This window comes from Cardiobacteriaceae bacterium TAE3-ERU3, assembly GCA_019218315.1.
In the GTDB taxonomy this organism is placed as follows: domain Bacteria; phylum Pseudomonadota; class Gammaproteobacteria; order Cardiobacteriales; family Cardiobacteriaceae; genus JAHUUI01.
On record JAHUUI010000002.1, the window covers coordinates 241,977 to 260,904 of the forward strand.

Here is an 18,928-nt window from a genome sequence, read left to right on the forward strand (position 1 = left end):
GGATCATTTAGGAGAAAACATCCATGCAACACAATCAAACTATTGAGCATGTTTCATCAGAAGGTATTCTCGCGAGAAACAAGGTACTACGCCAAACTTACGTACTTTTGGGGATGAATGTCCTGTTTAGTGCTGTTTGTGCCTACATTGGCATGGCTATGGGCATTGGTCAAATCCCTTGGTTTGTCGCTATGATTGCACTGATTGGCCTTTCTATGGGTATCAATGCCAACCGCAACAGCGGTGTTGGCATCGTCCTACTCTTTGCTTTAACCGGCTTCTTAGGCCTCTACGTCTCTAATATCCTCAGCATGTATTTTGCTGCTGGTGCTGGTAGCGTGGTCGTCAAAGCATTGGTCGGCACCGGCATTATGTTTTTTGGCCTTTCAGCCTATGTACTGACCACAGGTAAGAACTTCACCTTCCTCGGTGGCTTCTTGTTCGTCGGTGTCATGGTTGCCTTATTGGCCGGTATTGGTGCAATGGTCTTTGGCATGACTGCATTGTCGTTGGTTGTATCTGGCGCATTCTTGCTAATCTTTGCAGGTTACGTCCTGTATGACACAAGCAATATCGTTCATGGCTATGAAACCAATTACATCGTTGCCACTCTTGGCTTATTCATGAATATTTTCAATATCTTCCTGAGCCTGCTAAATCTGATTGGCGCGTTCAGCAACGATTAATTTATACTTGAGCTTTGCCGGGCGATACCTTTGTATCGTCCGGTTTCACATATGATTATTCACAACCGTATTGCCTGCCCCTACTGCGATACCATATACGATAAGAAACATCTTCAACCCAATGAATCTTTAGTATGTTCAGTCTGTCACACGACTATTGATCGTGGCGCAGCAGACTTTCGGCGCGCATTTATTTTCGCATTAACCGGCGTTATTTTATTTGTCATTGCGAATGCTTATCCGTTTATTACAATCGAACTTGCGGGTCAACAAACTACGATCACAATCGCATCGAGCATTGATTCTCTGTTTAATAACCGATTAGACATACTCGGCATTTTGGTATTTTTTCTGATCATCATTACGCCACTGTGGTACTTGCTTGGCGTAGTTTGGGTGGTACTGAGTTTCCGCTTTAATATTGCCATATCTTTGACACGGCGTTTTCTGCACCTAATGACCCACCTTTCTCCCTGGAATATGCTCGAGGTATATTTGGTAGGTGTATTGGTTATGATCGTTAAAGTCATGCAAATGGCTGACATACATTTTGATTACGGATTTTGGGCCTTTTCAGCACTGATGGGGTGCTCCATTTTAGCGAACTATTACTTTGACCTTGCCGATGCGGTTACTCATGCCTACACTGAAGAACGAGCCTGATACCTGCCGTGAATACGGCTTTTGTAACTGCCTCGAATGCGGTGCAGTTGTTAAGAAAGATATTACACTGTGCCCACGTTGCCACAGCCACTTGCACAGCAGAAAACCAAAGTCGCTACAGAAATCGTGGATGTTTCTCATCACATCCATCATTCTTTTTTTCCCGGCCAACCTGCTACCGATCACTTATACAAGAACCATCGGTCAACCGGTTCAAGTAGATACCATCATGAGTAGTATTTTGTTTTTATGGCACCATGGGTCTTACGCAGTAGCCAGTATTATATTTGTAGCCAGCATCTTTACGCCATTTTTTAAAATAGCTGTATTGCTTTATTTATTAACCCACCCAGCGCCAAAACGTCCGCCTGTCATACAAACCAAGCTTTACCGCTTCATCCACTTTGTGGGCCGTTGGTCAATGATTGACGTTTTTGTTGTGGCGCTGCTTGGTGCGTTAGTGCAAAATAATTTGGCCAGCATTACGCCCGGTGCTGGTATCTTTGCCTTTGCGGCGGTAGTTGTCGCAACGATGTTCGCCACGGAACAATTTGATATTAGAATTTTATGGGATAAATACCGAGACTATTCATGCAAGAACCAATCATAAAAAAAAGACGCATCACCTTTCTTTGGATCATTCCAATAATTGCACTGGGCATTGGGTTATGGCTCGCATATCAGCACGTTCGAAATACCGGTGCCACGATTACTTTGGATTTTCGTACCGGCGAAGGCATCGTTGCCAATAAAACCAGAATCCGCTATAAAGATCTAGATATTGGTGTCGTTACTGGCGTTGGTTTTTCTGAAGATTTAAGCCACGTCATTGTCGAAGCACAAATGATCGCCAACGCAACGCCCCTTCTCAACGAAGACTCCAAGTTTTGGGTTGTTAAGCCACAAATTACCGCAGCTGGAGTCAGTGGGCTTTCAACACTGATATCGGGGAGTTATATTGCCCTTGATCCGGGTAGCAGCAAAGTCAGCCGGCGCCATTTTGAAGGCCTGCAACAAGCACCTGCAATACCTCTATCTGAAGATGGACAGCTGGTTCATTTGCAGTCAGCTTCAAGTGCAGGGCTGAATATAGGAAGCCCCGTTTATTATCGTGGGCTTAAAGTTGGTCAAATCACCGAAATCAATTACCAGGCCAATGCCGATCGCTTGTTTATCAATGCATTTGTTCGTGCTCCATACGACAAGCTGATCAATACCAGCACCAAATTTTGGAATGTTAGTGGTGTCTCACTTGATGTGAGTACCAATGGTGCAAATTTGCAAATGGAATCAATCGAATCTTTATTGCTAGGTGGTATTACGTTTACCACTCCGACAACTTTTGATACCAAACGCTCTTCATCAATCAGCGAAAAAGTATTTACTTTATATGCATCTGAAAGTGCTACGGTACAGCCGCCATCATTCGAAAAACAATACTATGTATTGTACTTCGACGACAGTATTCGCGGCCTGAACAACAACGCACCAGTCGAATTTAACGGTATTCGTATTGGTCAGGTTATCGACATTCGTCTCTTGTACGATGAGAAGACACAAAAAGCAGTTCTACCAGTGTTGGTTGAAGTTGAGCCACAACGTATTGACCGTGTAAACAAGCAGGAAGGCGAAGATAATTTGTTTGCCGACTTAGTCAGTAATGGTCTGCGTGCATCTATGGAAACGGATAGCCTTATTACTGGCAGTAAGTTCATCAAGCTATCCATGTACCCTGATGATCCAGGCTCTCTGACCGAAGACCGCTACAGTCCTTATTTGGTTATGCCGTCACGCAGTACCGGAATCAGCCGTATTGCTGATGGTGTTGGTGAGATTATTGACAAAGTCAAAAAACTACCGCTAGACCGTATTGCTGACGAAGTAAGTGAAGTGCTCGGCGAAGGCAAGAATGTCCTTGCTGGTGCAAACTCCATTCTAAATGCACCAAATATGGATCGCCTTGGTACTGATATCGTTAAATCACTTGAAGAGTTTAACCAGACAATGAAGAGTGTCCGTGGCGTAACTCAAAATGCCACTAAAACCTTGCATACACTCAATAACAAACTTGAGAATGTTATTACCCAGTTCGAAGACACATTATATGGCTTCAGCCCTAACTCTTCACTGTACTATACATTGCAAGAAACCTTGTCAGCCCTGAGAAAAACTGCAGATTCAGTGAACAGTGTAGCGACCAAGCTAGACAATAAGCCCAATGCCCTCATTTTTGGAGACTAATAATGAAACATAAATTACCTTTGATGAGCCTTATACTGGGGGTATCAGCTATCCTCAGTGGCTGTGCCAGCGAAACAATTACCTATCATACGTTGCGTGCTTTACCCTCAGATAACTCAATGGTGTTACCATCGAATAGTGAGCAGCCAATTATTGCTTTACGCAACCTAAGCCTACCAGGGTATTTGGACGATCAAGATATTGTCTACCTCAAAGGCAGTAGTCAAGTTGTCCATGTCGAAGGACAACAATGGGCTGAACCTCTTTCAGAAAACCTGCGCAATATTTTTGTCGAGCGACTGAAAAATATCACAGCAAACCCACGTATTCTCGCCTTCCCGCTTGCCAACAATATCAGGCCTGAACGTATTATTGATGTACAAATCAATGATTTTGTAGCCAGCAGAGATGATAATAAACTACTCATTCGCTCAAATTGGCAAATAACCCAGCCTGGTAAAAATCAACAAACACCACCTGGGTATGAATTCAACCGAGACTATCCGCTACAAGATGACAGCATCGATGCACTCATGCGCGGATATCAGCAAGCTACAGCTGATTTAACCACAGCAATTAGCGATACGCTAAAGTAAGCATTATTTAAAATGAATTGAGGGCTATTTTGACGTAACAAAATAGCCCTCTTTTTCTCATCTGTTAACTTAGAGCAAAGAAACGACTCGCTCCAATCAGATATTTTCCAAGCGCCGACCAGCACATTGTGGACTGTCTGGTGCATTCTGAATATCTTGCCATTCATCTGGGGTATATGCGTGCAGTGCCAACGCATGGATCTCTCCGCCCGAAACAGTAAGTAGCGCACTGACGCGACTATAGATCATTTGATGCCGTGCGACGCGGCGCTTACCGGCGAAATCTTCACTTACGATAACAATTTTGAAGTGACTTTCTTTCCCCGGATAATAACCTGCGTGATTTTTTGACTCGTTTTCCAGGTCAAAATATTGGGCTGATAAATCGGCCAATGCAGACTTAATTTCTTGCGCTACGACTCCAAGCTGACTCACATTATGCTCACCCATATCTCGTCAGCCTTTGTTATCGTAAGGGTTATGCTTATCCCTAAAGCTGATACGCACAGGTGTACCGTCAAGCTTAAAATGTTTGCGGAAAAATTTACTCAGATATTGTTCATAAGTCGATGGAACATTGGTAGTTCGCGAACCATGAATAATGATATGAGGTGGGTTACGCCCGCCCTGATGCGCATATTGCAACTTAATCGGATAGCCATTAACCAATGGCGGTTGATGGCGCTTATAAGCCAGCTTGAGTGCCTCACTCAGTTTATTGGTTGATAATTCCGTCATAGCTGCATGATAAGCGGACTTTACAGCTGGCAGCAGTTGGCGAATATTACTTCCATGAAGAGCCGAGATAAAAAATACCTTGGCATAATCGACAAAGCGCAGCTTGCGTTCAAATTGAATTTTTACCTGCTCACGATCATGCTCACTTAGGTGATCCCATTTATTGATTGCAATCACCAATGCTCGACCACGCTTAACGATTTCACCAAGTAAATGAGCATCCTGATCAGTCACGCCTTCATGTGCATCAAGTAACAGCAAAACCACATTAGCACGCTCTATCGCATCAAGCGTCTTAACAACACTAAACTTCTCAACCTTATCCTGCACTCTCGCACGGCGACGAATACCGGCTGTATCTATGAGTGTAAACGTTTCACCATCTTGATCTGTATAAGCTATCGAAATAGCATCCCTCGTTGTCCCTGCGACGGGGCTAGCAACAAGGCGATCTTCACCAATCAAGCGATTAAGTAACGTAGACTTCCCTGCGTTCGGTCGCCCGACTACTGCAAGCGCAATTCCGTCTTCAGATGAGCTCTCAGTATGGAACTCATCATCAGTCAAAAAATGATCCTCACCGAGTTCATCAAGCTTCGCCGTAATAAGCTCACTCAATTTGCGCAATCCACGACGATGTTCAGCTGCTATGGCAACCATGTCACCAAAGCCTAGCGTATAAAAATCAGCCATAACAACATCAGGATCTGCGAAATCTGTTTTGTTCACCGCAACGATCAGTGGCTTGCGAATTTTACGTAATTCCTGAACAATTTGATCATCAACGGCATTTAGCCCATCTCGACCATCAAGCACCAAGACAACAACATCTGCTTCTTCCACAGCCGCTCTTGCCTGACTGTCCACACGATAATCGATTTCAGCCTCTTCATCACGCAACAACCCACCTGTATCAACGATGCGGCACTGGCGGTCATTTAAAACGGCGCTGCCATAATTTCTATCGCGAGTCAGCCCCGGCATATCACTGACGATTGAATCTCTCGTTCTCGTCAGCGCGTTAAAAAGTGTTGATTTACCGACATTAGGTCGACCAACCAAAGCAATCAGAGGCAAACGCATCTGAGGTTCTTTTCTTTCCCAGCCAATCGCCTGATCGGTCCCATCTATGGATTCTGTCATATTACTCATTCATTTTATTGTGGCTGTACAGCAACGACGTCGCCATCAGCAAGTTGCCAAACAATAGCGCTTTGGCCAATGTAAGGGGCGCCAAGCGCATTGGTATCGCCAATACGCGTTTGGCCAATCAAATTTCCATTGTTGATATTGAGCCAATGAAGGTAGCCTTCACCATCGACGCTACCAACTCGCCCAGGGATCGCTACCATAGGGGAAAGATAACGGCCTTCTAGTTGGTCATTATGCCAACGGATATCACCATCACGCTGATTTATGGCATAGATATGATCGATACCATCGTGCAAAAAAAGCGCATCCGGGGACATTGCAAAATCATCTGCAGTGGACACTTGAGGTTGAGACCAAACTACCTGACCACTTTGCAGATCTACAGCAAATGTATTGGCCTGATAGGCTGAACCAAACATAATTCCTTGATTGATTTTTGGTGTTGCATCGATATCTACCAAGCGCTGTATATCATTATATCCTTCACCAACCGCTACGCGCTGCTCTGCGACAGGGAAGCCAGATGCCTGATCAAGAACAATAAGTCGACCGCTGTCAGTCGTGATAATCACCACACCACCGCCCACAACCGGTTCAGCATAACCCCTAACGCTGAGTTGTGGCTCACCGATTCTATACTGCCAACGCTGGGTGCCATCTGTAGTGCTATAAGCATAAATACTGCCTTCACCAGTACGCACAATCACCATATCCCCAGCCAATGCAGGACGCGCCAAAACAGCACCGCCTACATTTGTACGCCACGTAATACTGCCATCGCTGCTATTGAGTGCCAGTAATTCTCCATTGCGTGTAGCAGCAAAAAGCTGCCCATTACCATAGCGAACACCAGCTGTAATTTCTAGATCCAAATCGCGGCTAAACTTTTTGCTCCCACTGCGTAAATCATATGCTGCCAAAATGCCATCAGCACTGATCGCATAAACCGTATCAGCGCTACCATCTGGAGCAAGTGCAAGTGAAGCTGTATCACCACCCTCACCAAGGCTATCTGACCAAAGCACAGCTGTTTGAAGACTCGCATCTATTGCAGGCAAAGGCTTTGCAGCTGGTCTATTGTCTTCACCGAGGAAGAAATTGGCAGGTGAACAAGCACTCATTAGTGCTGCGCACACCATCAATGGTAAAACGGAAATACGCATATTATTTCTCCTTCTCAGTATTAACGGCAAGTTCACCTTCTAGTGCTGCGACTTGAGCTTGAATAAACCCTGACTCATCCGGATTATCACGCAAAGCTTGCTTATACGCATCCAAAGCTGCTTGTTGCTCTCCTTGGTTCTGCGCGATAACTGCATTTAACAACGGAATTTGACGTTCGTATGCACTGCCTTTGAGTGCCTGCAATGTTTGCTTTGCAGCACTGTAGTCTTGCTTGGTGATATGTATTTGTGCCAATTGCCAGTTTGCCGTCTGAGAAACTAGCGCATCATCACTTTTTGCAGCCAAATCATAATAATTTTGTGCTTTATCCAGCTGATTGTCATTGCTATACGCAGCCGCCATCAACAGTGAAGCAAGAGGCTTAAGATTTCCATCTTCGATTTTTGCATAGGTTGCCTCAGCCTTATCCAGCTCATCAGCAGCCACTGCTTCGTTCAACGCAATTACTTGAGCAGATACTTCGCCAGCAATATGCTGTTGTTTATTCTTCCACCATTCGTATCCTGCAATCACAACAATTGCCAGGACAATGCCGCCGATGATCGCTAGCCCATAACGCTGTAACCACGCTCTGACCAACTCCCCTGTTTCTTCATCTGTACGGTCAATCATTCTCTACTCCTTGTAATACCTCGACCAAGCCCGCTTCGCTGTGTTGGGTTTGCTCACCAGTACGTAGGTTTTTTAATGTCACTACGCCCTCAGCACGCTCGCCATCGCCCATTATCATTGCAAAAATTGCACCTGATTGATCGGCTTTTTTCATTTGCGCTTTCATGGACTGATTTTGTGGGTGGAAGACTACTTTCATGTTCAATTGCTGCCGCAACCTTGCACATAAATCCATCATGGGCGCTTGTTGCTCTACACCCAGCGCAATACCATATGCCAAAACAGATTCTGGCTTAATCTGCCCTTGTTGTTCTGCAAGTAATAAGATGCGATCAATACCAAACGCAAAGCCCGCGGCTGGTGTTGGCTTACCACCTAATTGCTCCACCAAGGCATCATATCGACCACCAGCACAAATCGTGCCCTGAGCTCCAAGAGCATCTGTAGTCCACTCAAATACACTGTGATTGTAATAATCAAGGCCACGAACTAAGCGTTTATTGCGCTGGTAGGCAATGCCCAACTCATCAAGTAACGCACAAACACGAGAGAAATGCTCTTGGCTTGCTTCACCAAGAAAATCATCTAACACTGGAGCATCATCCAAAACTTTTTGTACTTGAGGATTTTTGCTATCGAGTATACGCAGAGGATTGGTCTCTAGGCGGCGCACGCTATCTTCATCCAAGCTTTCGATATGTTGACGCAAATAAATCACTAGTGCTTTTTGGTACTCGCGTCGCTCTTCCAAAGTGCCAATAGTATTGTATTCAAGCTGAACTTGATCCAAAAAGCCTAGGCGCTCAAATAATTTGGCGCCAATAAAAATCAATTCAGCATCGAGCGCGGGATCATCAAAACCAAAGGCTTCGACGCTGATCTGAGTAAATTGTCTATAACGACCTTTTTGTGGCCGTTCATAACGAAACATGGGGCCTTCAACATACAGGCGCTGTGGTTGCTGTAACAAGCCTTCTTCGATCATTGTCCGAACGACGCCCGCAGTCGCTTCAGGGCGCAACGTAATACTTTCATCATTGCGGTCATTGAAAGTATACATTTCCTTACTGACTACATCAGTCTCTTCCCCGATACTGCGCTTGAACAAAGCCGTTTTTTCCAGTACCGGTATTTCCCAAGGCTGATAGCCAAACTGCTGTAATGTTTCTGCGATAATCTGCTTGAGGATAAATAGTTTACTTGACTCCGGCGGTAGGATATTACGCATACCGCGCAAAGATTGAATAGGCTCTATTTTACTCATTCGGAATACTCAAATTAAACAATCGGGTCTGGCCTTTATTGCGGTAATCAGCTAGAGGTTTATTCTCACCATTAATCGTCAGCGTAATCGCAGTAGGACGACCAATATTTAAGCGATATGGTCCGGCCTCAGCTGTAAGCTCAATCTCTGAACCAGCAGAATAAATTTGTGATGAAATAACTTTGCCGTCACCACCGCGAATTTCGATCCAGTTTTCCTCACTGGTCTTCAGTGTTGCCTTTCCCATCTCTTTCTGTGCAGCAGCTGCAGAATCTTGCGCCTCTGTATCTAGCGAAGTTTGATCATTTGCTGCTAGATCTCCGTCCAGAGAAGAAAGCGCCAATCCCTCAGTGCCATTCATATCTTGAGTTGTATCACTTTCCAAAGCTACCCCTTCAACCGAGGTTAGGGATGGAATATCGGACTGAAGCTGAGTATTTTCTACTTCCACCGTAAATTCAGGCTCTTGCACATCAGCTTCTGGTTGTTCAATCTGCTCGACAACCTCTGTTGATACCGTTTCAGTGAAGGTGCCGCGGATTTGCTGTAGCAACCAAGAATCGTCATCAAGTAACTGAGCAATAACACCACCACCAATTAATAACACCAGCAGTAAGCTGATCCAACCACGAGCCATCGAACGCTTATAGGGCTTTCCTTGGCTTTCAATATTTGCAGAATTGATGCGCAGAGACTGCTCAGCTCGTGGCTGTGCAACTGCAGAAAACTCTCTAGCGACCAAGTCTTCATCAACTTCTAAAAATCTGGCATAGATATTGAGATAGCCTCTGGTGAACACTGGTGCGCCAATCTCACCAAATTGGTTGTTCTCGAGCTTTTCAATGATGTCTTTACGCAAATTGGTATGCATTGCAGCTGAGGCAATACTCATACCTTTCGCCTCGCGCGCTTCACGTAAAATTCCGCCGACACCGGCTGACTGATTATTTGATACTGATTGTTGACTCATCTTTTAATTTCCAGATGAAATGGCACTATTGGCTCGCAGCATTCGCTGCAAGTTCTGAATTTCTCGCTCATCTCCGAGCATTTGGGCAGCTTGAATACCCAACATAATACTTTCTGGACTATATCCGACATAAGTATGAACAACTCGTAAATACTGCTGCGCTGTATTTGCATCTCCTTGATTCAATGCAATTTCAGCGAGCGGTAGTAAAGCGCCAGCTGCATAGCGATCATAACTCAATGCTTGTTCATACGCAGAAACAGCGCCAGCATTATTACCCCGCTCTTGTGCACAATTGCCCTCTGCAATATAAGATAAGGTTGCAAAAGCTTGATCCTTGCCTCGCATTCGTTGATAGAGAGCCTGTCGCTCTGGATCACGGTTGAACTTGCACAAGAATGTCGCAAAATTTATAAAACCAAGAGCGTAGTCCGGGTGGCTAGTCGTCAATTTTTCATAGACTTGATATCCAGCTGCAATATCACCCTTTTCTTCATAGAGTACAGCAAGTACGTTCCATGCTTCTGCTGGTTCAGAGTCAATTTCTATGGCACGCTTCAGTTTTGGTTCAGCAAGGTCATAACGCCCCATTTGTAAATACTGCGCACCGAGGGAAAGATAATCCTGATAAGCTCTTTCATAATCGGGTTTTACCTTTGACCCGCTATTTGTCGAGGCACAACCTGAAAGTAATGCAACTATTCCGACAATATATAGGTAGTTCTTTTTCATGCCATCCCCACTGGCTGACGAGAAAGTTTTCGCTCACGTCGACTACGGTCATTAACCTGCCCGACGAGCTGCCCACACGCAGCATCAATATCCTCACCGCGGGTTTTGCGAATTGTCGCAATATAACCAGCATTAGTTAGATAGCGTTGAAACGCCAAAATATCACTGCGCTTCGAACACTCATAGCGGCTGCCTGGAAAAGGGTTAAATGGAATCAAATTGATTTTTCCGGGTATATCTTTGAGTAAGGCTGCCAATTGCTTGGCATGATCTAAATGGTCATTTACCCCACGCAGCATGACATATTCCCAAGTCACGCCACCATGCTGATTATTATGCGTAACATACTCATGGCACGCCTTGAGTAAGGCATCTAATCCATAGCGCTGATTAATAGGCACAATTTCATTGCGCAACTCATCATTAGGCGCATGAAGCGATACGGCCAGACTTAAATCGGTTACTTCCTTCAACTTTTCAATCGCGGGCACAACACCAGAAGTACTTAAGGTAACGCGGCGCTTTGACAAGCCAAAGCCCCAGTCATCCATCATGATTCGGGTAGCTGGCAAAACATTATTGAAGTTAACCAGCGGTTCACCCATCCCCATCAGGACAACGTTGGTTACGATACGCTTGCCATCATTGCCGCAGCCAAGCAGGTTTTTAGCCATCCAAACCTGGACGAGTATTTCACCAGAGGATAAATTGCGGTTAAACCCGGCATGCGCCGTTGAGCAAAATGGGCAGGCTAATGCACAGCCGGCCTGTGAAGAAATACACAAAGTACCGCGATCATCTTCAGGAATAAATACTGTTTCAATACTGTTCCCGCACGGAAAGCGAAACACCCATTTGCGGGTGCCATCGCTTGCGGTCTTATCTGTCAGAATTTCTGGCAAACGACATTCTGCAACCTCAGCAAGCTTTGCACGCAAAGCTTTACTGAGATCAGTCATTTCAGAAAAATCCAATACGCGCTCATGATAAAGCCATTTCATAACCTGCCGCGCACGAAACGGCTTTTCGCCAAGCTCGGCGAACCATGCTGTCAACGCCTCACGATCGAGGTCAAAAAGATTGGTTTTATCAGATTTCGAGCGCATTACTTACGGTCACAAAGCTCGTTTTGCTCAAAGAAATAAGCAATTTCCTGGCGTGCAGTTTCAGGTGCGTCAGAGCCGTGAACGGCATTAGCATCAATGCTGTCAGCGAAATCTGCACGGATAGTGCCTGGAGCTGCTTCTTTAGGATTGGTAGCGCCCATGACTTCGCGGTTTTTAGCGATCGCGCCTTCACCTTCGAGTACCTGAATCATGACAGGGCCAGAAATCATAAACTCAACGAGGTCGTTGAAAAAAGGACGTTCTTTATGTACTGCGTAGAAACCTTCTGCATCTTCGCGGGTGAGTTGCTTCATTTTAGCTGCAACGATGCGCAGGCCTGCTTGCTCAAAACGGCTGTAAATTTCGCCAATAACGTTTTTTGCAACAGCATCAGGCTTGATAATAGAAAGGGTACGTTCAGTGGTCATGTAGACTCCATGTATTTATTTAAAAGAAAAACAGGCGGTATATTAACATAACCGCCCGTCAATTCGGCAATAGCTTATGCAGCATCCACCCTGTTAGAAATTTCCTTCACACAGATGAACACCACTGCTACGTTTACTTGCTTTGTGCAAGCTCTTCGAGTTTCGGGAAAAAGCTCTCGTAATCACCTTGGAACGGTACTTCATAAGTACCATTGATGACAAACGATGGCACGCCACTTAAACCTGAATCTTGGAAAAGTTTTTTCGCGCGTGCAATCTCTTGCTTAACACCAAAAGATTTCCAGGCTTTTTCTACTTTTTCCTTATCCACGCCTTGGCTCACCAAAAAAGACTTAGCCTTGTCTTCATCAAGAATAATGCCGTTATTGTGCTGCTTATGTACTTGCTCGAATACGGCATCATCAATATCAAGATCTAACGCTTTGGCTGCATAATAGAGATGGCCGCCAATTTCCCAGCGCGCACTAGGCATAGCCGGGACAGTTTCAAATGCGACCTTCTCGGATTTATCATTTTCTACCCACGCTTCAAGCGGTCCGTGCATATCGTAGCAATGCGGGCAACCGTACCAAAAGAACTCTACGATTGTAGGTTCTTCTACTTTTTCGATTTCTGTAGCAAGCGGCAAATAGTCTCGGCCTTCAATATATTTGAATTGGGCAAATGCACTGGTAGTCATCAACCCCGCTAAAATGCCAGCCAATAATACAGATTTCTTCATCACTCTATCCTTGCTTTGTTTATTGATCGAAAGAGATTATATAGGATCGAGAATGCAATTGTGCGCTTGCCATTCGTTAACTGTGTAGCCTAAAGCGTAACCTCTATACCCAAGGTACATGGTAAAATCAATTTTTTGCAGGAATCAAAGGAGGCCACATGTATCCCCTACACACCCAATTCCCAGCCACCCGAAAGCGCCGTCTTCGTGTAGATGACTTTTCGCGCCGTCTGGTTCGCGAAACAAGCCTAACCCCCGATGACTTCATCCTGCCCGTATTCATCTGTGAAGGTGAAAATCAGCGTATTCCCGTCCCATCAATGCCCGGTGTCAACCGCCTCAGCCTTGACCTCCTCCTTGAAGAAATTGGCGAGCTGCTGGCAATTGGCATCCGCTGTATCGCACCATTCCCTGTCATAGAGCAAGAATTCAAATCACTGGACGCCGCTGCGGCTTATGACGATAACAGCCTCATTCCTCGTGCAATCAAGGCAATCAAAAAGCAATATCCCAACATGGGGATTATGACTGACGTCGCACTTGATCCTTACACTAGCCATGGGCAAGATGGCATCGTTGACGATAATGGCTACATTCTCAATGATGTCACCGTCGAAACATTAGTCAAGCAAGCACTCTCACACGCACGGGCTGGCGCTGATATGGTTGCTCCTTCTGACATGATGGATGGTCGCATCGGTGCGGTGCGCCAAGCGCTAGAAGAAAATGGCTTCCCTAACGTGCGCATCGTTGCCTATAGTGCCAAGTACGCAAGCAGCTTTTATGGTCCATTCCGCGATGCAGTTGGCTCAGCGAGCAACCTCGGCAAAGCTGATAAGCGCAACTATCAGATGGACCCAGCAAATAGCGACGAAGCGCTGCATGAAGTTGCTCTCGATATTAGCGAAGGGGCGGACATCGTCATGATCAAGCCCGGCATGCCATATCTCGATATCGTGCGCCGCGTTAAAGACACCTTTGCCGTCCCAACGGCGGTTTATCAAGTCAGCGGCGAATACGCCATGCTCTGCGCAGCATTTGAGCAAGGCTGGCTCAATCGTGAACAAATCATCATCGAATCTCTGCTTTCCTGTAAACGCGCCGGTGCAGATATCATTCTCACCTACTTTGCCAAAGAAGCTGCTGAGTGGTTACGCCAGCCATGACCCATCGCTGTGCCGTCATTGGCAACCCGATAGCGCACAGCCAATCACCGGCCATCCACGCTGCCTTTGCACAAGCGACCGGTATTGCCTTGCGCTACGACCGTATCCTTGGTGAGGCTGATACCTTTGCCGACACGGTGCAACAATTCTTCGCCGAAGGTGGTAAAGGTATGAACGTCACCGTGCCATTTAAAGTTGCAGCCCTTGAGCTTGCTGACTACGCCACAGAGAATGCTCAACTTGCCGGCGCGGCCAATACGCTATGGCTTGACGATGGCAAGCTTTGGGCTGATAACACAGATGGGCGCGGTCTCGTCAATGCCCTGCGCTCTTACGGTATTTCCTTGTCTAAGGATCGTGTCCTCATTATTGGTGCAGGTGGCGCAGCACAAGGCGTATACGGCCCTTTGCACCAGGCTGGTGCCGACTGTGTCGACATAGCCAACCGTACCGTCAGTAAAGCCGAAGCCATTCTTGACCGCCATCCATACAGTAGAATCCCGAGTTGCCGCAATCCATTAGGTACCGTGAGTCGAGCCATGCCGCTTGATGCTATCGTCGAGGATGCCTACGATCTCATCATCAATGCCACATCAACTGGGCTTGATGACAGCACGCTGATTTTGCCACAGGGTATCTTTGAGCCTTACACCACCACCTGCTACGACATGGTATACGGCAAAGATACCCCATTTTTGCAATGGGCAAGGCAGCAAGACCATGCAAACGGCATTCTGGACGGCCGCAGTATGCTCATAGAGCAAGCGCGCCTCAGCTTCGAGCGCTGGTTTGGCATTCGTCCGCCTTATCCTGAAACAGAAGAGAAACCGCCATATGCCTACTAGTTTTATCAATGCCGTACGCCAATGGCATGACGACCAGCTTGATTGCAAACCCTTCGCCCATGATGGCGGCGTAGCCTACAATCGCGGCGTTCTCATGCTTTCTACCCGCTTCCCATGCCTGCGTGAACGAGCGCGCTACCGAGCGGCCATGCAAGAACTGGCTGCTGAACATCACGCTGAACTCAATACCGTCAATATAGAGCAGCACATCATTCCGCATCGCGTACAAGCAGGGCTCAAGCCCATGCCCGGGGTAAAGAACATCATCGCTGTCGCATCAGGAAAAGGTGGTGTCGGCAAGTCTACTCTTAGCGTCAATCTTGCCATTGCACTACTTCAGCAAGGTGCACGTGTTGGCCTACTCGACGCTGATATTTACGGCCCCAGTCAGGCGAAAATGCTTGGTGGTGCACAGCGCCCCGAAACCACTGATGGCAAAACCATGGAACCCGTCATCCGCCACGGACTGCAAACCATCTCCATAGCGGATCTCATTGAAGAAGATACCGCCATGATTTGGCGCGGACCCATTGTTACTCAAACGCTATCACAGCTACTCAAAGAAACGCACTGGGATGATCTGGACTACCTCATTATTGATCTTCCTCCAGGAACCGGTGATGCACAACTCACCCTCGCACAGCAAATTCCAGTTAGTGGTGCAGTGATCATCACCACCCCGCAGGACATTGCCCTAATCGACGCGAAAAAAGCCAAAACCATGTTTGATAAAGTATCCATCCCAACGCTAGGGCTGGTCGAAAACATGAGCTACTACTGCTGCCCGAATTGCGGCCACGAAGATCCGATCTTCGGCCAAGGCGGTGGCGCAGTACTTGCCGAAGAATATGGCATCAAGCTACTTGGGCAACTGCCACTCAACGGGCAAATTCGCGCACTCTCAGACAGCGGCAATCCAATCATCAGCGCTGAAGAAGAAAGCGATAGTGCACATATCTTGCGCCAAATCGCCACTCGCCTCACCGCTATACTTGCCGAGAAACGTAAAAGCTTCACCCAAGCTTTTCCAAAAATTGTCGTTGAGTAAAACAAACATCATAAAATCGACACGCAGCCAAGTGCCTTGATTCATCTCTCTACCGTACATGAAGTTTATAGGCGCTCAGCTGCAACTGATATGATCCCACGCCAACAGCGTATGGATTTTGAAAGTAATTCGCTATATCCTGTCCGACCTTGATTAACCGCAATAGCAACCGAATACTTATGAGCATTAAAAACGACCGCTGGATCCGTGAAATGGCTGAACAACACGGCATGATTGAACCATTTGCGCCACAGCTAATCAGCCGAACAGAAAGTGGCGAACGCATCGTTTCTTACGGCACTTCCAGCTATGGCTACGACGTACGTTGTGCGCCTGAATTTAAAGTATTTACCAACATCAATTCAGCCATCGTTGACCCAAAAGCATTTGACCCAAGCGGCTTTGTTGATATCGAAAGCGACGTCTGCATCATCCCACCTAACTCATTTGCCCTCGCTCGTACCGTCGAATACTTCCGCATCCCACGCGACGTTCTGACCATCTGCTTGGGTAAATCGACCTATGCGCGTTGCGGCATTATCGTTAACGTCACTCCGCTTGAGCCGGAATGGGAAGGCCACGTCACCCTAGAATTTTCCAACACCACAACCCTACCGGCCAAAATATACGCCAACGAAGGCGTCGCGCAAATGCTGTTCCTGCAATCAGACGAAGCATGCGAAACCTCTTACAAAGACCGTGCAGGCAAGTATCAAGGCCAGCGTGGCGTCACCCTACCGCGGACATAACGTAAACCAGGCGATTTTATATTTCAGATAAAATGCGGAATCTCATAAAATACGGCCGTATTTTTATGAGATTCTTCTGGCTGTGCAGCATAAAAAGTCTCCAGAAAACGGTTACACACATAACGTAAGACATTGTTATTGCTTTTTTTTATTTTAGTTACTCTATGACCATTTTTTCTGAAATCAAACTATAAATCAATGTATCTTTGTATGAATTTCAGCCGTTTACCAGTGTTCTCAATATAACTGCCTTCCCATTCAAGAAATGCTCGGAAATAATTCGTTCATTAACTGCGGTTGCCCGCCAAACTGGCGCAGAATATCAAGCTGAACGTCCATACGGACTTTGGCAAGAGAATCGACAGTTATTTTTTCATCAGGCAACGTGACCAAAAATGGTTCAAAGGCATACATTTCATCTGGTTTTAGCTCACCAAGTTTTGCCAATGCTTGAAGAAATAATGGTTTCCCATCATAATTTCTAAAGTCGTATCGCTCGTCATCGCCACATAATCTGGTACCAACGGAAATATCAGCATCCTCTTCGCTTTGTCGCTTGAGAATTTTTTTCTCGTCTGCCCATAGTGATTGCTGCTGGGGCATGACGTCAATGAATTGTCGGCTGTGCTGACCATAGAGCAGTAACTCACCGAAAGCAGTACGTGCATAGCAGTGGAAGGTATCCAGTTCAGCGCATCTACAGCCTTCGAACCATGTCTCGACCATGGCATCATAATCGTCAGGGTTAACCAGCCACAGCAGACCATTACGGAAACTGCACCAACCCAGTTCCCGCCAAAAATACAGCAGGCGGTTGGGTAAAATACCTGTCCATTTGTCGATGGTTTCCTGACTGACCGGCATAGAGGAAGTTGGTTGCCCCGCTTGTGTAATAACCATTCAAGCTTGGCTATATCCAGTTCTGTTACGTCTCGATTCATATTGGACTCTCTCTTGTTTTCCTATTTTTATAGGCTGATTGCCATAAGGCGCGCAAAACCAATAAACAACAAAATGATACCTTGTTATGCGCAGTACACTCTACCAAGATCAAGAGGTTTTGTGTTTACGGCGGTATTTGACCATCGCACGGGTAATGAGCGGCATCATATACATCGGTAATTGTAATGCGCCGATCAGCGGTAAATAGATGCTGCCGAGGAATGGGCCGGCAATGGTGTAGGTGAGTAATACGTTGCGGCTGCCGCTGGCAATTGCTGCCGGAAAGGCTTCAGCATCACCACCACGGCGGTAAAGCAGATAACCAGCAGCAAATGCACCTATGCTTAAGCACATGGCAATTGCCAGTAGCAAACTGGCGAAGCCGCTATCATGGTTAAAAGTCTGGCGGAATGCCGCAGTCAAGCCGAAGGGGAAAGCAAACACCAGCACCACAGTCAATTGTGAGACGGGTGGATATATGCGCTCAAGAATATGCTCATTGATGTAATGGCGCGCCAAGGTCGCGAGTAGCATTGGCCCGACGATATAAATCAGCAGGCGACGCACGTAAAGCGCGAGATCAATGCTCGCACCGTCACCACGAAACAGCCACAGCACGACCAATAGAACCAGCGGCATCAGCAATGTTGCGGCAATGGTATTTGCCATCGCCTGCAATGCATCATAGCCGACCGACTTAACCAGTGCACCAGTCGCAAATAGCGGTGCAGTCGCGGTGATCGCAGCGATCGCGAGCAACAAATCATCGCGAGCGCCAAGCACCCATGCGATGCCGGTAAATACCACGCACATGACGATGGTATGCACAACGGCAAATCCCCACACATGCCCGGCAACCAAACGCCTGACCAGTTGACGCTGATTGATGCCAAGCAAGGTAAAGAACATCAGAAAAAACAGGATATAGGGCAATACAGGCAATAGCTGCGCAGCAATATCCGGTAATGCAAAGCCCAATCCACAAAAAACCAACATCAATATCGGGCTATGTCGTGCCAGCCACTGCAATACTCTCATCATTATCTTCTCTATACATTAATAT

The 18,928-nt window shown here is 46.5% G+C and carries 21 protein-coding genes; 9 read left to right on the forward strand and 12 right to left on the reverse strand.

From position 1 onward, the window contains the following. The first annotated feature begins 23 nt into the window (after nucleotides 1–23). Genes KRX19_04515 through KRX19_04535 form a run of 5 tightly spaced genes read left to right on the forward strand, consistent with a single transcriptional unit; the run spans nucleotide 24 to nucleotide 4,186 of the window. The gene (locus tag KRX19_04515; GenBank protein ID MBV7434285.1) at nucleotides 24–686 is read left to right on the forward strand and encodes a Bax inhibitor-1/YccA family protein; all 663 of its coding nucleotides are present in this window, start codon (nucleotides 24–26) and stop codon (nucleotides 684–686) included. A gap of 51 nt (nucleotides 687–737) precedes the next feature. Continuing rightward, the gene (locus tag KRX19_04520; protein ID MBV7434286.1) at nucleotides 738–1,349 is read left to right on the forward strand and encodes a paraquat-inducible protein A; all 612 of its coding nucleotides are present in this window, start codon (nucleotides 738–740) and stop codon (nucleotides 1,347–1,349) included. After that, entirely contained in the window at nucleotides 1,324–1,959 is a 636-nt protein-coding gene (locus tag KRX19_04525; GenBank protein ID MBV7434287.1) for a paraquat-inducible protein A, read from the forward strand. Before KRX19_04520 ends, KRX19_04525 begins: the two co-directional genes overlap by 26 nt. Beyond that, complete coding sequence (locus KRX19_04530; GenBank protein ID MBV7434288.1) at nucleotides 1,941–3,590, forward strand: MCE family protein; 1,650 nt, start codon at nucleotides 1,941–1,943, stop codon at nucleotides 3,588–3,590. Before KRX19_04525 ends, KRX19_04530 begins: the two co-directional genes overlap by 19 nt. Nucleotides 3,591–3,592: 2 nt before the next feature. After that, complete coding sequence (locus KRX19_04535; GenBank protein ID MBV7434289.1) at nucleotides 3,593–4,186, forward strand: PqiC family protein; 594 nt, start codon at nucleotides 3,593–3,595, stop codon at nucleotides 4,184–4,186. Nucleotides 4,187–4,282: 96 nt separating this feature from the next. On the opposite strand, the gene KRX19_04540 is transcribed toward KRX19_04535, so the two are convergent. From KRX19_04540 to KRX19_04585, 10 genes are all read right to left on the reverse strand, one after another. After that, a complete protein-coding gene (locus KRX19_04540; GenBank protein MBV7434290.1) occupies nucleotides 4,283–4,636 on the reverse strand; it encodes a BolA family transcriptional regulator in 354 nt (117 codons plus the stop codon). A gap of 6 nt (nucleotides 4,637–4,642) precedes the next feature. After that, entirely contained in the window at nucleotides 4,643–6,007 is a 1,365-nt protein-coding gene (gene der, locus KRX19_04545) for a ribosome biogenesis GTPase Der (GenBank protein MBV7434291.1), read from the reverse strand. A 74-nt stretch (nucleotides 6,008–6,081) separates the two neighbouring features. Beyond that, complete coding sequence (bamB, locus tag KRX19_04550) at nucleotides 6,082–7,239, reverse strand: outer membrane protein assembly factor BamB (protein ID MBV7434292.1); 1,158 nt, start codon at nucleotides 7,237–7,239, stop codon at nucleotides 6,082–6,084. Nucleotide 7,240: 1 nt separating this feature from the next. Further along, complete coding sequence (locus tag KRX19_04555; protein MBV7434293.1) at nucleotides 7,241–7,873, reverse strand: tetratricopeptide repeat protein; 633 nt, start codon at nucleotides 7,871–7,873, stop codon at nucleotides 7,241–7,243. Next, nucleotides 7,866–9,137 (reverse strand): histidine--tRNA ligase, encoded by a 1,272-nt coding sequence (hisS, locus tag KRX19_04560; GenBank protein ID MBV7434294.1) that lies wholly within the window; start codon nucleotides 9,135–9,137, stop codon nucleotides 7,866–7,868. Before hisS ends, KRX19_04555 begins: the two co-directional genes overlap by 8 nt. After that, nucleotides 9,130–10,107, reverse strand: a complete 978-nt coding sequence (locus KRX19_04565; protein MBV7434295.1) for a DUF4115 domain-containing protein — start codon at nucleotides 10,105–10,107, stop codon at nucleotides 9,130–9,132. The genes hisS and KRX19_04565 overlap by 8 nt, the downstream gene beginning before the upstream one ends. Nucleotides 10,108–10,110: 3 nt before the next feature. Then, nucleotides 10,111–10,839 (reverse strand): tetratricopeptide repeat protein, encoded by a 729-nt coding sequence (locus tag KRX19_04570; protein ID MBV7434296.1) that lies wholly within the window; start codon nucleotides 10,837–10,839, stop codon nucleotides 10,111–10,113. Next, entirely contained in the window at nucleotides 10,836–11,945 is a 1,110-nt protein-coding gene (gene rlmN / locus KRX19_04575; GenBank protein MBV7434297.1) for a 23S rRNA (adenine(2503)-C(2))-methyltransferase RlmN, read from the reverse strand. The genes KRX19_04570 and rlmN overlap by 4 nt, the downstream gene beginning before the upstream one ends. Further along, nucleotides 11,945–12,373, reverse strand: coding sequence for a nucleoside-diphosphate kinase (gene ndk / locus KRX19_04580; protein MBV7434298.1), 429 nt, complete (start codon nucleotides 12,371–12,373; stop codon nucleotides 11,945–11,947). The genes rlmN and ndk overlap by 1 nt, the downstream gene beginning before the upstream one ends. A 133-nt stretch (nucleotides 12,374–12,506) precedes the next feature. After that, entirely contained in the window at nucleotides 12,507–13,115 is a 609-nt protein-coding gene (locus KRX19_04585; GenBank protein MBV7434299.1) for a thiol:disulfide interchange protein DsbA/DsbL, read from the reverse strand. A gap of 158 nt (nucleotides 13,116–13,273) precedes the next feature. On the opposite strand from KRX19_04585, the gene hemB reads away from it, so the two are divergent. The 4 genes from hemB (at nucleotide 13,274) to dcd (ending at nucleotide 16,923) form a co-directional block, all read left to right on the forward strand. Next, nucleotides 13,274–14,281: a porphobilinogen synthase gene (gene hemB, locus KRX19_04590; protein ID MBV7434300.1), complete on the forward strand. Its 1,008-nt coding sequence runs from the start codon at nucleotides 13,274–13,276 to the stop codon at nucleotides 14,279–14,281. After that, nucleotides 14,278–15,126 carry a shikimate dehydrogenase gene (aroE, locus tag KRX19_04595; GenBank protein ID MBV7434301.1) on the forward strand — a complete coding sequence of 283 codons (849 nt, stop codon included), beginning with the start codon at nucleotides 14,278–14,280 and terminating at the stop codon, nucleotides 15,124–15,126. Before hemB ends, aroE begins: the two co-directional genes overlap by 4 nt. Continuing rightward, nucleotides 15,116–16,174: an iron-sulfur cluster carrier protein ApbC gene (gene apbC / locus KRX19_04600; GenBank protein ID MBV7434302.1), complete on the forward strand. Its 1,059-nt coding sequence runs from the start codon at nucleotides 15,116–15,118 to the stop codon at nucleotides 16,172–16,174. Before aroE ends, apbC begins: the two co-directional genes overlap by 11 nt. A gap of 179 nt (nucleotides 16,175–16,353) precedes the next feature. After that, entirely contained in the window at nucleotides 16,354–16,923 is a 570-nt protein-coding gene (gene dcd, locus KRX19_04605; GenBank protein MBV7434303.1) for a dCTP deaminase, read from the forward strand. 258 nt (nucleotides 16,924–17,181) lie between these two features. Here dcd and KRX19_04610 read toward each other — a convergent pair whose 3' ends face one another. Both KRX19_04610 and KRX19_04615 read right to left on the reverse strand, forming a co-directional pair. Beyond that, entirely contained in the window at nucleotides 17,182–17,823 is a 642-nt protein-coding gene (locus tag KRX19_04610; GenBank protein MBV7434304.1) for a DUF1851 domain-containing protein, read from the reverse strand. Nucleotides 17,824–17,973: 150 nt separating this feature from the next. After that, on the reverse strand, nucleotides 17,974–18,906 hold the full coding sequence (locus KRX19_04615) for a hypothetical protein (protein ID MBV7434305.1): 933 nt from the start codon (nucleotides 18,904–18,906) through the stop codon (nucleotides 17,974–17,976). Nucleotides 18,907–18,928: the final 22 nt, after the last annotated feature.

Coding starts and splice junctions, on each gene's coding strand:
- KRX19_04515 (MBV7434285.1), top strand. CDS start 24: ATGCAACACAATCAAACTATTGAGCATGTTTCATCAGAAGGTATTCTC.
- KRX19_04520 (MBV7434286.1), top strand. CDS start 738: ATGATTATTCACAACCGTATTGCCTGCCCCTACTGCGATACCATATAC.
- KRX19_04525 (MBV7434287.1), top strand. CDS start 1,324: ATGCCTACACTGAAGAACGAGCCTGATACCTGCCGTGAATACGGCTTT.
- KRX19_04530 (MBV7434288.1), top strand. CDS start 1,941: ATGCAAGAACCAATCATAAAAAAAAGACGCATCACCTTTCTTTGGATC.
- KRX19_04535 (MBV7434289.1), top strand. CDS start 3,593: ATGAAACATAAATTACCTTTGATGAGCCTTATACTGGGGGTATCAGCT.
- KRX19_04540 (MBV7434290.1), bottom strand. CDS start 4,636: ATGGGTGAGCATAATGTGAGTCAGCTTGGAGTCGTAGCGCAAGAAATT.
- der (MBV7434291.1), bottom strand. CDS start 6,007: ATGCGTTTGCCTCTGATTGCTTTGGTTGGTCGACCTAATGTCGGTAAA.
- bamB (MBV7434292.1), bottom strand. CDS start 7,239: ATGCGTATTTCCGTTTTACCATTGATGGTGTGCGCAGCACTAATGAGT.
- KRX19_04555 (MBV7434293.1), bottom strand. CDS start 7,873: ATGATTGACCGTACAGATGAAGAAACAGGGGAGTTGGTCAGAGCGTGG.
- hisS (MBV7434294.1), bottom strand. CDS start 9,137: ATGAGTAAAATAGAGCCTATTCAATCTTTGCGCGGTATGCGTAATATC.
- KRX19_04565 (MBV7434295.1), bottom strand. CDS start 10,107: ATGAGTCAACAATCAGTATCAAATAATCAGTCAGCCGGTGTCGGCGGA.
- KRX19_04570 (MBV7434296.1), bottom strand. CDS start 10,839: ATGAAAAAGAACTACCTATATATTGTCGGAATAGTTGCATTACTTTCA.
- rlmN (MBV7434297.1), bottom strand. CDS start 11,945: ATGCGCTCGAAATCTGATAAAACCAATCTTTTTGACCTCGATCGTGAG.
- ndk (MBV7434298.1), bottom strand. CDS start 12,373: ATGACCACTGAACGTACCCTTTCTATTATCAAGCCTGATGCTGTTGCA.
- KRX19_04585 (MBV7434299.1), bottom strand. CDS start 13,115: ATGAAGAAATCTGTATTATTGGCTGGCATTTTAGCGGGGTTGATGACT.
- hemB (MBV7434300.1), top strand. CDS start 13,274: ATGTATCCCCTACACACCCAATTCCCAGCCACCCGAAAGCGCCGTCTT.
- aroE (MBV7434301.1), top strand. CDS start 14,278: ATGACCCATCGCTGTGCCGTCATTGGCAACCCGATAGCGCACAGCCAA.
- apbC (MBV7434302.1), top strand. CDS start 15,116: ATGCCTACTAGTTTTATCAATGCCGTACGCCAATGGCATGACGACCAG.
- dcd (MBV7434303.1), top strand. CDS start 16,354: ATGAGCATTAAAAACGACCGCTGGATCCGTGAAATGGCTGAACAACAC.
- KRX19_04610 (MBV7434304.1), bottom strand. CDS start 17,823: ATGGTTATTACACAAGCGGGGCAACCAACTTCCTCTATGCCGGTCAGT.
- KRX19_04615 (MBV7434305.1), bottom strand. CDS start 18,906: ATGATGAGAGTATTGCAGTGGCTGGCACGACATAGCCCGATATTGATG.